11 protein-coding genes are annotated in these 14,654 nt (G+C 51.3%); 10 read left to right on the plus strand and 1 reads right to left on the minus strand.

The window, feature by feature from the left end:
- Positions 1-105 precede the first annotated feature (105 nt).
- Positions 106-2,877 (minus strand): TonB-dependent receptor, encoded by a 2,772-nt coding sequence (locus R3187_RS14980; RefSeq protein ID WP_318967864.1) that lies wholly within the window; start codon positions 2,875-2,877, stop codon positions 106-108.
- Positions 2,878-3,298: 421 nt separating this feature from the next.
- On the opposite strand from R3187_RS14980, the gene kduD reads away from it, so the two are divergent.
- The 10 genes from kduD to uxaC all read left to right on the plus strand — a co-directional run bounded on the left by kduD (position 3,299) and on the right by uxaC (position 14,601).
- The gene (gene kduD / locus R3187_RS14985) at positions 3,299-4,057 is read left to right on the plus strand and encodes a 2-dehydro-3-deoxy-D-gluconate 5-dehydrogenase KduD (RefSeq protein WP_318967865.1); all 759 of its coding nucleotides are present in this window, start codon (positions 3,299-3,301) and stop codon (positions 4,055-4,057) included.
- Between the two features lie 24 nt (positions 4,058-4,081).
- Entirely contained in the window at positions 4,082-4,924 is an 843-nt protein-coding gene (gene kduI, locus R3187_RS14990) for a 5-dehydro-4-deoxy-D-glucuronate isomerase (protein WP_318967866.1), read from the plus strand.
- Between the two features lie 91 nt (positions 4,925-5,015).
- Entirely contained in the window at positions 5,016-6,026 is a 1,011-nt protein-coding gene (locus R3187_RS14995; RefSeq protein WP_318967867.1) for a TRAP transporter substrate-binding protein, read from the plus strand.
- Positions 6,019-6,519 (plus strand): TRAP transporter small permease, encoded by a 501-nt coding sequence (locus tag R3187_RS15000; protein ID WP_318967868.1) that lies wholly within the window; start codon positions 6,019-6,021, stop codon positions 6,517-6,519. Before R3187_RS14995 ends, R3187_RS15000 begins: the two co-directional genes overlap by 8 nt.
- Complete coding sequence (locus R3187_RS15005; RefSeq protein WP_318967869.1) at positions 6,519-7,814, plus strand: TRAP transporter large permease; 1,296 nt, start codon at positions 6,519-6,521, stop codon at positions 7,812-7,814. The genes R3187_RS15000 and R3187_RS15005 overlap by 1 nt, the downstream gene beginning before the upstream one ends.
- A gap of 26 nt (positions 7,815-7,840) precedes the next feature.
- Positions 7,841-8,626: an IclR family transcriptional regulator gene (locus R3187_RS15010; RefSeq protein ID WP_318967870.1), complete on the plus strand. Its 786-nt coding sequence runs from the start codon at positions 7,841-7,843 to the stop codon at positions 8,624-8,626.
- 10 nt (positions 8,627-8,636) lie between these two features.
- Positions 8,637-9,689, plus strand: a complete 1,053-nt coding sequence (locus R3187_RS15015; RefSeq protein ID WP_318967871.1) for a LacI family DNA-binding transcriptional regulator — start codon at positions 8,637-8,639, stop codon at positions 9,687-9,689.
- Positions 9,690-9,858: 169 nt separating this feature from the next.
- Positions 9,859-11,328, plus strand: a complete 1,470-nt coding sequence (locus R3187_RS15020) for a glycoside hydrolase family 28 protein (protein WP_318967872.1) — start codon at positions 9,859-9,861, stop codon at positions 11,326-11,328.
- Positions 11,329-11,514: 186 nt separating this feature from the next.
- Positions 11,515-13,071 (plus strand): altronate dehydratase family protein, encoded by a 1,557-nt coding sequence (locus R3187_RS15025; protein WP_318967873.1) that lies wholly within the window; start codon positions 11,515-11,517, stop codon positions 13,069-13,071.
- Positions 13,072-13,167: 96 nt separating this feature from the next.
- Positions 13,168-14,601 carry a glucuronate isomerase gene (gene uxaC / locus R3187_RS15030; protein ID WP_318967874.1) on the plus strand — a complete coding sequence of 478 codons (1,434 nt, stop codon included), beginning with the start codon at positions 13,168-13,170 and terminating at the stop codon, positions 14,599-14,601.
- Positions 14,602-14,654: the final 53 nt, after the last annotated feature.

Genomic DNA, 14,654 nt, shown 5'->3' on the forward strand with positions numbered 1-14,654 from the left:
AAATCGGGCCATTCCTGGCTCGCGAAGGTACTACGTAACAAAACCACCAGGGGGGAGGTTTGTCACCGGGAGAAAAAGCAGGCCATTAAGGCCTGCTGCAAAGTGTCAGAACTTGTACTGGGCGCCCAGATAATACTGGCGACCGGTACCATGGTAGTACGTTAAGCGGTTACCACTTGAATCTACCCACTGATCGTCGACTTCATCCGTTAAGTTAAGTGCTTCAAAGCTCACTTTCCACTGATCGGTCAGCTGATAAGCCAGTGCCGCATCGACATTTCGGGTTGAGTTGGTGCCTTCCATATCGTTGTTGTTGCGCCCCAGGGCATTGGTTAAATACCGGTCACGATAGGCCATTGATACCCGGGCACTGAATTTTTCATCTTCATAGTACAGGGTGGCACTGTGAGTATTCTGCGATAAGCCCTGTAAATCGCGGGTCGCCAGGATCTGGCCGTCCGCATTAACGTAATCAAGCTGCGCTTTAACATAGGTAAAGTTACCAATAAAGCCAAAGCGATCCCAGAATTCCGGCAGGAAGGTAAAGGGCATCTGATACTGAATTTCAAAACCATATAAATCGCCACCAGGGCCATTTAACGGGGTATTGGTTTGCCAGACATCATTTTCAGTACAGCCTGCGGCTTCACCATAACCTGGCCCAGCGTTACAGGCATCAATAGCCGCCTGAATCGGTAATCCGGTTTCAGTGAAGGGTTTGGTTTCACGCAGGCCCTGCACATAGCTGTCAATGTCTTTGCGAAATACCGCCACACCCAGTAAGGATTCATTATCAAAGTACAGCTCTAAGCCTAAGTCGTAGGTTTTCGCTTTGGTCGGTTCCAACGTCGGGTTACCACCGCTGATACTGCGGGAACCACCCGATACTGATACCGAGACATTAGGCCGGATACTGCCAAGGCCGGCCCGGGCCATCACTTCGGCATAACCGAAGCGGATAATCACATCGTCCATCGGTTCAAATACCAGGTTTAAGGATGGCAGGAACTCGTTGTAATCGTGCTCAGCCGTTACCAGTGTCTGGGTGCCACCTAACGTCGCCCAGGCAGTTGATGACTGATCGGTACGCACATAACGGCCACCAACATCACCACGAATTGCGGTATCACCAAACTGGGTGTCAAAAACCAGCTGCAGATAGGCGCCTAAAGTTTTTTCTTCGGCAGAGTAATTGTCTACCCGCCGGAAATCCGGACTGACTTCAAATTCACCGGTATTGCTGTAAATGTCGTAGCGCGCATCAATCGCTGCCAGATCCGGAATTAACCAGGGACCCTGTGAGCCAAGGCCTGAATCATAGCTGGCAATGACATCTGGCGTCATCTCGATACCGGCAGTATTTTCAGAACGTCGCCGTGCTTCGCGGCTTTCAAAGTCAAACGCTTTATAGTGCAGCCCGCCGCGCAAACTCATGCTGTCAGTTAGCGCATACTCCAGGTTGATGCCGGCATTGTCGAAGGTATTTTCTGCACCCAGTGGCCGTAAACGGACACTGTTAGTAGCCCAGCCTGTCGGATCATACACCTCAGCGCCAAACAGCAGCTCTGGTGCTGTGCGTTTGCCACCCCGGTAATCGTAACTGAAATCAACACCACGTTTTTCCATAACGATGGTCGTCTGGATCGGGTTATCAAACTCAGATTTGGCCCGGCCAATCATGCCATCGATTTTTAAATCATCGGTCAGCTGATGCTGAGCTGACAGGGTAAATTGCAGAAAATCAGTGGATAATTCGTCATAACGGTTTTCATTGCGTACCACGGCATTTTCAAACGAGCCATAGGTAACGGTGTTGGTATTATCAACTTCGTAATCCAGCACATTCATCGCAGCGGCAATCGAGTTATTGTTTAAAATACCCTGCGTAAATACTTCGTTGCGGCTTGAATCGTCTTTGGAATATAAAACATCGAGATTAAAACGGGTTTCCATCGTAGGACGGTATTCAAAGGCTGCCGCCACACCGGTGCGTTTTACATTGTGAGTATATGAGTCATAACGTGGCAACCGGGGCCGGAACGCATCATTAATTTCCTGCAACTCAGGGGCATCAGCACTGCCCTGGTAACTGCCAAAATCGTTGGAGTTATCCCAGCGTACGGTACTGGCACCTTCATCGAGGATATTGCGCTCGGAAAACGCCGCGGAGATCAGATAACCAAAGGTGCTGTCTTCATTAATATTGCTGTATAGAAACGAGGCTTTCGGATCGACTTCTTCTGACAGATCGTTATAGCCGGCCTGTACGGTGGCCGTAAACGTTGAAGCATCAAAATCAAATGGCCGGGCGGTACGTAAGTCAACTGTTGCGCCGAGCGAGCCTTCTTCAATATGGGCTGCAGCGGTTTTACGCACAGTAAGCTCGGTAAACAAGTCTGATGAAAACGTATTAAAATCAAAACCACGACCCCGGTTGGCGCCACCCACCGCATCGGTACCACCGCTGGTCGACTGCGCTTCCATCCCGTTTATCCGAACCCGGGTAAAGTCAGGACCGAGTCCGCGGACTGAAATTTGCCGGCCTTCACCGGCAACGCGGCTGATAGCAACACCCGGCAGGCGTTGTAACGATTCGGCTAAGTTAAGATCAGGGAAGTCGGCAATATCTTCAGCCACGATGGTGTCAGTGGCACCATTGGCAAATCGTTTCTGATTCAGTGCACTGGCCAGGCTGCCACGAAAGCTGCCGGTTACCGTAATCACTTCAACCTCTTGCTCCTGTGCTTGCTCAGCAGTCGTTTCGTCAGTTTGCTGGGCCAATAACGCCGGAGACGCGCTAAGCAGCGTTGCCATACCAGCCAGTGTCAGCGCCCGTACCAATTTGGTAGGGCGAAATTGCGTGTTGCGATAAGCCATTTGTGTTCACCTCGTCCTGATTTGTCTTGTTATCTTTGCCTGGGTCGTGCCCGGCATTTTTCGATTTTTTTCAGAAGCAAAACAGTTTGCTGCCTGTTGATTTGTTTGTCTGCTTATTCATTTCTGTACTAAGCTGGTATCCTGTCTACCGGTGGCAAAAAAAGCTTGCAATTTTGTGCCACCGATGGCAAAAAGCTAACACCATCAACTAAAATCTGTCAATTAATGCTTTAAATAAAATCAGCCTAAATTGTAACTAAAGCCGGTCAGATTTAATTAAGTTGTTGTTTAATTTGTTCTTTGTGGTGGATTTTATTTTTTGCACTGTTCCATATATGAACAAAAATGGCTGAATGCGGCCAATACCGGTGTTAAAAGCAGTGGCCCAGTAGCCGGTAAACTTAAAAAAATGGAGGTAGCGATGACAGCATTATTTTCCCTTAACGGGCAACGAGCCCTGGTAACCGGCGCCAGTCGGGGTCTGGGACAGGCCATTGCTGTGGCATTGGCCGCCGCGGGCGCTGAACTGATCTGTACCAGCTCTGCAGCCGGGGGGTGTCAGGATACCGTGCAAAAAATCACCGATGCCGGTGGCAAAGCTACCGCGCTGGCTGCTGATTTAAGTGATGAGCAGGCAGTAGAGCAGTTGGCTTCGGATGCATTGGCCACAGGTCAGATTGATATTCTGGTGAACTGTGGTGGCACTATTTTCCGGGCACCGGCTCATCAATTCCCAATGCGGGAGTGGCATAAAGTTATTGCGGTAAATTTAGATGCCGCTTTTTTACTGAGCCAGCGGCTGGGCGAGCAGATGATAGCGCGCAAGCAGGGAAAAATAATTAATATTGCCTCCATGCTGTCTTATAGCGGGGGTATTACCGTACCCGCTTATACTGCCAGTAAACATGCTATTGCCGGCGTTACCAAGGCGCTTGCCAACGAATGGGCCCAGCATAATATTCAGGTTAATGCGATAGCACCTGGCTATTTCCGAACCGATAACACCGCCGCACTACAAGCCGACACTGAGCGTAATGCTGCTATTACCGCCCGTATTCCGGCTGCCCGTTGGGGCGAGCCGGAAGATCTGGCTGGTGCGGCGGTTTTTCTGGCTTCAGGCGCCAGTGACTATGTAAACGGCCATGTGCTGGCTGTTGATGGTGGCTGGCTGGCCCGCTGAATTTTAAATTTCTAAGAGGTGATTATGACAACATTATTTGAAAGCCGTTATCCGACTCATCCGGACGATGTAAAACACTATGATACCGACGAGCTGCGCCAGCATTTTCTGGTAGATAACCTGATGCAGGCCGATAAGCTGGTGCTGTGTTACACCCATTACGAGCGGGTTGTGGTTGGCAGCGCAGTGCCGGTTGCAGGCCCGGTAAAGCTGGACGCACCGGAACCGTTAAAAGCTGAATATTTTTTAAAACGCCGCGAGCTGGGTATTATTAACGTTGGTGGTACCGGTACGGTTAGTGTTGATGGTACCGACTATCAGCTGAAGAATACCGAAGCCTTATATGTAGGGATGGGCGCGCGTGATGTCAGTTTCAGTTCTGACGATAGCAGCAACCCCGCCAAATTTTATCTGAATTCAGCGCCGGCGCACCATGCTTATCCCACTAAACATCTGACCATGGATAATTGCACCGTGCTGCAGATGGGTTCACAGCAAACCTCGAACGAACGGGCCATTCATCAGCTGATGATTAATGATGTGGTAGAAACCTGTCAGTTGCAAATGGGTTTAACGGTGTTAAAACCAGGCAGTGTCTGGAATACCATGCCGGCGCATCAGCATGATCGACGCATGGAAGCCTACTTTTATTTTAATCTCGATAGCGAGCAGCGGGTTTGTCATTTTATGGGCCAGCCGCAGCAAACCCGACATATCTGGGTGGCTAATGAACAAGCTGTGGTATCACCGGCCTGGTCTATTCACAGTGGTTGTGGCACCAGTAATTATGCCTTTATCTGGGGCATGGCCGGGGAAAACCTGGATTATCACGATATGGATAAATTTCCGGCCAGCGCGATGAAGTAAGCGGGTACGCTTAAGCAATCGGGTAGCAAAATTTTATTGAGTAAGGCATGCAATAAGACATGCCATGCTTGGCAACAGGGCAGGACGAGATATGAGAAAAATTACCAACCAGGCCGCTATGGGTCTGTTACTGCTGGCCAGTATCTGGCTTAGTGGCTGTCAGCCACAGCAGGAGCAGGTAACCTTGCGCCTCGCCCATACGCTGGATCAGGAACATGTGGTGCACAAGGCGATGTTGCTGATGGGCGAGCGGCTTAAGCAGTATTCTGCTGGCAGTATGCAGGTTGAAATTTACAGCGGTGGTCAGTTAGGCAATGAGCGTGAGTTGATAGAGCTTTTGCAAATTGGCAGTCTGGCGATGACAAAGGTGTCGGCCAGTTCAGTAGAAAGTTTTGTGCCGCAAATGCGGGTATTCAGCGTGCCTTATATTTTTGATGATAACGCTCACTTATGGCGGGTGTTAGAGAGCCAAACCGGTCAGCAGTTATTGCTGGACTTAGAACCTGCCCGGCTGCGGGGGTTAGGCTATTACGATGCTGGTAGCCGCAGTTTTTATTCCACCAATACCGAAATTAACAGCCCGGCTGATTTGAAGGGCAAGAAGTTTCGGGTACTGGCCAGCCAGACCGCGGTGCGGATGGTCGAGGCATTAGGAGGCGCGGCTACGCCGGTAGACTGGGGCGAGCTTTACACGGCATTACAGCAGGGAGTGGTTGACGGTGCTGAGAATAACCCGCCAAGTTTTTATTTATCACGCCATTACGAGTTAAGTAAATATTACACCCTGGATGAACATACGGCGGTGCCTGATGTGATGATTGTCAGCCTGCCGGTATGGCAGGGCTTAACGGCTCAGCAGCAGCAATGGTTACAACAGGCAGCCGATGACTCTATTGCTTATCAGCGGGAAGCCTGGGCGCAAGCGTCAGAACAGGCTTTAGCAGCGGTAAAAGCTGCCGGGGTTAAGGTAATTTACCCGGATAAGCAACCGTTTCGTGATGCGGTTAAACCCTTCCACCAAAGTTTACAGCAAACTGAGATTGGCCCGGTGCTTGCGCAAATTGCGGCCTTAGCCAATGCGGCGGAGGCTGATCATGATTAGATTTATGCAGATAATTGATAACGCGCTGAAATGGTTTCTGGCCTTGTTAATGGCGGCCATTGTCCTGGTGGTGTGCTGGCAGGTGGTATCCCGCTTTGTATTGAATGCACCCAGCTCTATGACCGAAGAGCTATCCCGGACCTTGCTGATCTGGATTGGTATGATAGGGGCTGCTTTTGCCTATCGCACCGGGGTGCATCTGGGGCTGGATATTGTGACTCAGAAGTTCAGCCCGGCTGGGCGGCAGCGGGTGGCCTTTGTGCTGACGGCGGCCGTGGCCCTGTTTGCCGTCGCTGTGATGGTGGTAGGAGGTGGCAATCTGGTGCGACTGACCTATGAGCTGAATCAGATGTCGGCAGCACTGGATATTAAAATGGCCTATGTCTATCTGGCTATTCCGATTTCAGGGGTACTGATTGCGTTTTATGGTGGTTGTCAGCTTTATGCGCTGGCGACAAACCAAACCTTACCGGTTGTGAAGGGAGTGCACTGATGGAATTAGCCATTTTAGTTTTATTACTGGTATTTTTTGGTTTACTGCTGTTAAACGTACCTATTTCATTTTGTATCGGCCTGGCAACGCTGGCCACTATTTTACTCAGTGTCGATTTTATGCCAGCAGTTACTACCATGGCACAGCGGATGGCCGGCGGTATTAACAGCTTTGCGTTACTGGCTATTCCGTTTTTTATCCTGTCAGGGCTGATTATGGGCCGCGGCGGCATTGCCAAGCGTTTAATTGAATGCGCGATGGCGCTGATTGGCATGCTGCCGGGCGGTTTAGCTCTGGTTAACGTAGTGTCCTGCATGTTTTTCGGGGCAATTTCCGGCTCGGCAGTTGCTGCAACTTCAGCTATCGGCAGCTTTATGCTGCCGGAAATGAAAAAGCAGGGTTATGATGTCAACTACAGTGCGGCAGTAACCGCGGCGGCGGCTACCACCGGTATGTTAATCCCGCCCAGTAATATTTTAATTGTCTATGCCATTGCCAGTGGCGGGGTATCAATAGCAGCGCTGTTTATTGCCGGCTATCTGCCGGGCATTTTATTGGGTATCGCTTTGATGATTGTCTGTGCCGGTTACGCCAAAATAAAAGGCTACCCGGTGGGGGCCCGCTTGCCACTTAAACTGGTAGTACAAAAAGTAGCGGCTGCAGTGCCCAGCTTATTTATGATATTTCTGGTTATTGGCGGCATTATCAGTGGTATTTTCACCGCGACTGAAGCCGGTGCCATTGCGGTGGTGTATTCGCTGATCTTAGCGGTCGGCATTTATCGTGAAGTAAAAACCAGCGAGTTACCGGCGGTATTAATGAAAGCCGCTGAAACTACCGCCATTGTGATGGCGTTAATCGCTACCTCATCTGCCATGTCATGGATTTTATCCTACGAGCAAATCCCCCAGGCAATCAGTGCTGCCATGCTGACCATCAGCGAGAATCCATTGCTGATTTTGCTGATGATCAACCTGATTTTATTGCTGGTGGGGGCCTTTATGGATATGACGCCGGCAGTGCTTATCTTCACCCCGATATTCTTACCGGTGGCGGTCGAACTGGGCATGAGCCCGTTGCATTTCGGCATTATGATGGTGCTTAACTTATCCATTGGTCTGGTGTCACCGCCGGTAGGCAGTGTGCTGTTTGTCAGTTGCGCCATCGCCAAAACCCGGATAGAAGCCATTATTAAACCCTTGATGCCGCTTTATCTGGCGATGTTTGTGGTGCTGATGCTGGTTACCTATATTCCGGCGATCAGTGAATGGCTGCCGGCCCAGTTTGGCTTTTAACCCCGATTATCCGCAGGAGAGAACCGATGGTAAGCTATGTTATACCCAATCTGGCCAATGCCTGCCGGATAATCAGCCTGGTCAGCGAATCTGAGCAGGGCATGAGCTTAACCGAGCTGGAGCAGGAGCTGGCGTTGCCCCGCACCACGGCATTTCGGATTTTGCAAACCCTGTGTCAGGAGAAAGTGCTGACCAAGCAGGGCAAACGGTATCAGGTGGGCGCGCAGCTGTTTAAACTGGGTTTAAATGTACTGAGTTCACAGCGCCTGACACAGCAGGCCCGGCCTTACCTACAGCAGCTGGCCTTAAAAACGGCTTTAAGTTGTCATTTAGCCCTGCCTCATGCCGAAGGCGCGTTGCTGGTCGAGGTATGTGACAGTCCTAATCCGCTGCGTCTGGCCGCAAGGCCTGGTACCGTGGCGGCGTTTAACTGCTCAGCAGCCGGTAAAGTTTTTCTGGCCCATCATTATCTGGACCAGTTAACTGAGCTGGCTGCAGCCGGCTTATTTGCCAGCCATACCAGCCGCAGTCTGACTGCCCCCGCGCAGCTGCACCACGAGCTGCAACGGGTGCTGGCCGGTGGTTTTGCTACTGATGAAATGGAGTATCACAATGATGTGCGTTGCCTGGCCGCACCGGTACGCAACGAACAGGGCCAGGTGGTGGCAGCTGTCGGTGTCACCGGTCCGCTGGCAGTGTTTGGTAAACAGCCAATCACTGCTATCATAGCCAGTCTGAAGCAAACTGCCATTGATATCGCGCTCAGCACCTACCGGCCGCAACTGCATGCCCGTAAAGTCAGTGGTCATTAAGATGAGAAGTATGCAAAAACAAGCCACGATAAATGACGTAGCCCGGATTGCCGGGGTGTCAAAACGCACGGTATCCCGGGTAATAAACGGCTCGCTCAGCGTTGGTGACGGCACCCGGTTGCGGGTGGAAAAGGTTATCAGCGATTTAAAGTATTCGCCAAATACCCAGGCCCGCGGTCTGGCGTCCAGCCGCTCGTATTTGCTGGGGCTTATTTATGATAATCCTGATGCTTTATACCTGGACGATGTGCAGCGCGGCGTGCTGGAAGTCTGCTCTAACCTCGGTTACGAGCTGGTGGTGCATCCCTGTCGTTATCGCAGTGAGTCGCTGGTACAGGATTGTCTGCGCTTTATGCAGCGCTCAAAACTGGACGGGGTTATCGTGCTGCCGCCGGTGTCTGAGTCTGAAACCCTGGCTCTGGCGTTAAAAGAATCCGGCAGTCCTTATGTACGGCTAAGCTCAGTGGCCCTGGATGAGCCGAAACATATAGTCGTGTCCGACGACAGAGCAGCTGCTGCCGAAATGGCCCGCTATTTTGCTCAGCTGGGGCATGAGAAAATAGCCTTTATCAGTGGCCCACAGCGTTATAAGTCATCCACTGAGCGGATGGAAGGCTTTCAGTTAGGGTTATCGGCCTATGGTATCAAAATTGATCCAGAACAGATTATTGAAGGCAATAACACCTATGAGACGGGTATTGAATGCGCCCGCCTCATCCTGCAGAGGGCTGACAGACCGACTGCTATTTTCGCCAATAACGATCAAATGGCCGCTGGCGTGCTGAAAGTGGCCCATACCCTGGGCATTAAGGTGCCGGAGCAATTATCAGTAGCCGGTTTCGATGACAACATGCTGGCCTCGCGGGTGATCCCGGCATTGACTACTATCCGCAGGCCAGTGCGGCAGATGGCACTGCTGGCAACCAGCAAAATGATTATGTCGATTGAAAATAATGATAAAGCTGCCAGCAATGTGGCAGCCAAAGTAGCGCCAACTCTGGTGGTGCGCGAATCAACGGCCCGGGTTGCAAGCCAGCCCGAATACGAAAACGAACTTAAATAAATGACGCCGGCGCATGCGGTAAAATCGTATGCGCCGGTCATTTTGCTACCGATGGCAAAAAAAATGGCGTTTTACTTGCCACCGGTGGCAAATTGGTTATTATATCTGAAGCAGCATTGCCAGCCGCGTATTTTTAATGTGGTTGATATGCCCGGAACAGGAGAAACAGATGATAAATTCGCGTAAGCGCCTACACTTGAAAACCCTGGGTCTGGCAGGCGCCGGCCTGTCATTAATGTCACTACAGGGGTGTTCAGGTATGGCTTTATCAGCTGCAGATACGCCAGATGGCAACATAGATAGTGAAGTAGCGAGTGCCGATGAAAAGTTATGGCAACAAGCCGATACCATTATTGCCAGCATAGCCCTGACTAATTTTCCGAAAGTTGATTTTGTTATCACCCGCTATGGCGCTACCGCTGTGGCTGGTTTTGACAACAGCGAAGCAATTAAAGCCGCAATTGCAGCCTGTCACGCCGCAGGCGGCGGCCGGGTAGTGGTGCCGGCAGGCCGTTTTGAAACCGGTGCGGTACATTTATTATCGAATGTAAATTTACACCTGCAGCAAAACGCGGTGTTATCGTTTTACACCGCCCCTGAACACTACCTGCCATACGTGATGACCCGCTGGGAAGGCGTCGAATTAATGGGCTACTCGCCACTGATTTACGCTTTTGAGCAGCAGAATATTGCTGTGACCGGCGAGGGCATTCTGGAAGGCAATGGCTCCGATAGTGCTTGGTGGCCATGGAAAGGGGACTGGGAGCGTCGGAGCTGGGATTATAACCCTGCTGTCGATCAGGCGTTAACCCGCACGCCATTGTTTCAGATGGCAGAGCGCGGTGCGCCAGTCAGTGAGCGGGTATTCAAAGAAAACTTCTTGCGACCACCCTTTATTCAGCCCTACGGCTGTAAAAGGGTATTAATTGACGGTGTCACTATCCGCAATTCGCCGTTCTGGTTAATTAACCCGGTGTTGTCTGAAGACGTCATCGTGCGCAATGTTAACTTTATCAGTTATGGCCCGAATTCTGATGGCTGTAACCCTGAGTCGTGTAACCGGGTATTAATTGAAAATTGTCTGTTTGATACCGGTGATGACTGTATCGCCCTGAAATCCGGCCGCAATAACGATGGCCGCCGGCTGGCGACCCCGGTACAAAATGTGGTGATTCAGGATTGTATTATGCGTGCCGGCCACGGTGGGGTAGTGCTGGGTAGTGAAATCTCCGGTGGCGCCCGTAATATTTTTGCCAGGCGCTGTCGGATGAGCAGCCCGGATCTGGCCCGGGGCATCCGGGTTAAAACCAATTCGGTTCGCGGGGGGGTAATTGAAAATATCTATATCCGCGATATTGAGATTGGTGAAGTGCGCGATGCTATTGTCATTAACTTCTTCTATGAAGAAGGTGATGCCGGTCAGTTTCTGCCACAGGTAAAAAACCTGCATATCAGCAATTTACGAGTGAAAAAAGCCCAACGGGCCTTTGTGCTGCGCGGCTTTGAACGGGCACCGATTAACGGCGTAAGTTTGCATAATGTCCATTTTAAACAAACAGACAGTTTAGGCATTCTGGAAAATGTGGCGCAGATTGATCAGGCAGACGTAACGTTAAATGGTGAGCCACTGCAGCTGTAGTTTGCTAAAGAGAGAATCTGCTTACCCTAAGCCAACCGTTGAAGCCCTGGACGGGCGGAAACGAGCCTACAAGGATGTATTCACGGCGTGTTGGTGTGGGTAAGCAGGTTCTCGGAACAGTTAAATGATAAGCAATTTTTTATAAACAGTTTGCCACCGCTAGACAAAACAGAGATAGGCTGAATTATGAGCACAGAGCAAAAACCAGGTTGTAGCGTTTCGTTAACCGAACCCACTGATCCGGGCGAGCAATTAACCCTGCTGCAGGTGCACCCGCGTGACAATGTGCTGGTGGCATTGCAACCGTTGGCTGCTGGCACCACTCTGGCTGCGCCTTATCAGCATATCAGCGCAAAGCAGGATGTGCCGGCCGGCCATAAAGTGGCGCTTAGTGCTATTGCCAAAGGCGAGCCGGTCATTAAATACGGCTTTGCTATTGGTGCCGCCACCGCTGATATCGCGGTGGGCGAGCATATTCATTCGCATAATCTGGCGACCTTATTAAGCGGCCAGGTTGATTATAAGTACGACGGCTGTCAGGCGCCGGCGTTAAGCTTTCCCGCCGGGTTGCCGACCGAATTTATGGGTTACCGCCGGGCGAATGGCAAAGTGGGGACCCGCAACGAATTGTGGATTATTAACACCGTTGGCTGCGTAAACCGTGCAGCGATGCGGGTAGCCGAGCAAGCGCGCAAACTGTATGGCAATGAAATAGACGGCATTCATGCCTTTACCCATCCGTTTGGCTGCTCGCAACTGGGTGATGATTTAGCCAATACCCGCACTTTGCTGGCAGGGTTAATTCAGCACCCTAACGCCGGTGGCGTATTGGTGATGGGCCTGGGCTGTGAAAATAATCAGTTAAGTAAACTGCTGGCGGCCAGTCCGGGTGTCGATCACAGCCGCATCCGCTCGTTCAATGCCCAGCAGGTGGAAGATGAAATAGAACAAGGCCTGGAAGCCGTTGCTGAATTAGTCGCCCAAATGCGCAACGATAAGCGCACTGCCTGTCCGGTGTCTGATTTAGTGGTCGGTATGAAGTGTGGCGGCTCGGATGGTTTAAGCGGCTTAACCGCTAACCCGTTAGTGGGCCGGATTGCCGATTTAGTCGCGGCCGGTAACGGTAAAGTGGTCCTGACTGAAACCCCGGAAATGTTTGGTGCCGAGCAGGTCTTTATGGCCAGGGCCGCCAACGAGCAGGTGTTTGGCGATATCGTTAGCCTGGTAAACGATTTCAAACAGTATTTTATTGATAACAAGCAGCCGGTATATGAAAACCCCAGTCCGGGCAATAAAGACGGCGGCTTAACCACGCTGGAAGAAAAATCACTGGGTGCAATTCAGAAGGGCGGCTCAGCCATTGTCCGTCAGGTTATCCGTTATGGCGAAACGGCCAGTCAGAGCGGCTTAACCTTACTGGAGGGGCCTGGTAATGATGCCGTGTCCTCCACGGCATTAACGGCAGCCGGCGCCACCTTGCTGCTGTTTACCACGGGCCGCGGCACGCCGCTTGGTTTTCCAGCCCCGACCGTAAAAATTTCCTCTAATTCAGCGCTGGCCGGACGCAAACCACAGTGGATTGATTATGACGCCGGTGGCTTACTGAAAAAAGGTCAGGACGCGACCGACTTCAGCCAGCAGTTTTTCAGCTACCTGCTGGAGGTGGCGTCAGGCAAAACCACCCGCAATGAACAAACCGATAATCGTGAAATTGCCATCTGGAAAAATGGCGTGACTTTATAAAAAGCAACGCGTTAACCGCATAGTTAACCAAGCCCTAGCGGGCCCAAACGACATTGATAACAGTGACATTGATAACAGCGAAACAGGATTTTTAATATGACAGATAAAAAACCGGCACAGCCATTAGAATTGCATCCCGACAGGCTATTCCCGTCAGATCCTGTGCAGCGCGATATCGCCCGGCGCCTGTATCAGCAGATTAAAAATTTACCTATTGTCAGTCCGCATGGCCATACCGATCCACGCTGGTTTGCTGACAACGCCAATTTTGACAATGCCACCGCCTTGTTGCTGCTGCCCGATCATTATGTATTCCGGATGTTGTACAGTCAGGGCATAAAGCTGGAAGCGCTGGGCATTCGGCGTAAAGATGGCGCGGTAGTGGAGAGTGACTATCGCAAGATTTTCCAGATCTTTGCCAAACATTACTACCTGTTTCGCGGCACACCGTCCCGGATCTGGCTTGATAGCGTGTTTTCCGAAGTTTTCGGGTTAACGGAAAGCCTGTGCGAGCAAACGGCGGATCATTATTACGACAGCATTAATGAGCAACTGGCCAAGCCGGAATTTAAGCCACGCGCCTTACTGGACCGCTTCAATATCGAACTGATTGCCACCACCGAAGGCGCCTTAAATGACTTAAAACATCATGCCAAATTAAAAGGCAGCGGTTATGAGCACAAGGTAATTACTACCTTTAGACCAGATGATGTGGTGGATGCCGATCGCGCCGATTTCGCTGCCAATGTGGCGAAACTGGGCGAACTTACCGGCGAAGACACCCAAAGCTGGCAGGGGTACCTGGCTGCACTTCGCAAACGGCGGGCGTTTTTCCGCGAGCATGGTGCCACCGCCACCGATCATGGCCATCCGACTGCGATTACTGCTGATTTAAGCGAAAGCGACGCCGCTGCCTTATTTGCCCGTTGTCTGAAAGGCAAAGTAAGTGCCGCTGATGCCGAGCTGTTCCGTGGCCAGATGCTGACCGAAATGGCCGGCATGAGCCTGCAGGATGGCATGACGATGCAAATTCACCCGGGCGCGCACCGCAACCATAACCAGGTGATTTTTGAACGCTTTGGCCCCGATAAAGGCGCTGATATTCCAAGCCCGACCGAGTTTGTCAGCAACTTAAAGCCTTTGTTGCAAAAATACGGCAACGAAGCAGGCCTGACTATTATTCTGTTTACCCTGGACGAAACCACCTATGCCCGCGAGTTAGCGCCACTGGCCGGCCATTACCCGGCACTAAAACTGGGCCCTGCCTGGTGGTTCCACGACAGTCCGGAAGGCATGTTGCGCTTTCGGCATCAGGTGACCGAAACCGCTGGTTTTTATAACACCGTTGGCTTTAATGACGATACCCGGGCTTTTTTATCGATACCGGCCCGGCATGATGTGGCGCGACGGATTGACTGCCGCTTCCTGGCTGGTTTAGTAGCAGAGCACCGGCTGACAGAAGCTGAAGCCAACGAGCTCGCGTATGAGCTGACTTATGGCTTAGTGAAAAAAGCGTACCAGTTAAAGTAAATCGCTTTTGGACATTGTCTCTGACTTGCTAGCGAAGCTCAGCAACAGCTAAA

Origin of the sequence: Arsukibacterium sp. (assembly GCF_033721375.1) — a bacterium.
In the GTDB taxonomy this organism is placed as follows: Bacteria; Pseudomonadota; Gammaproteobacteria; order Enterobacterales; family Alteromonadaceae; genus Alishewanella.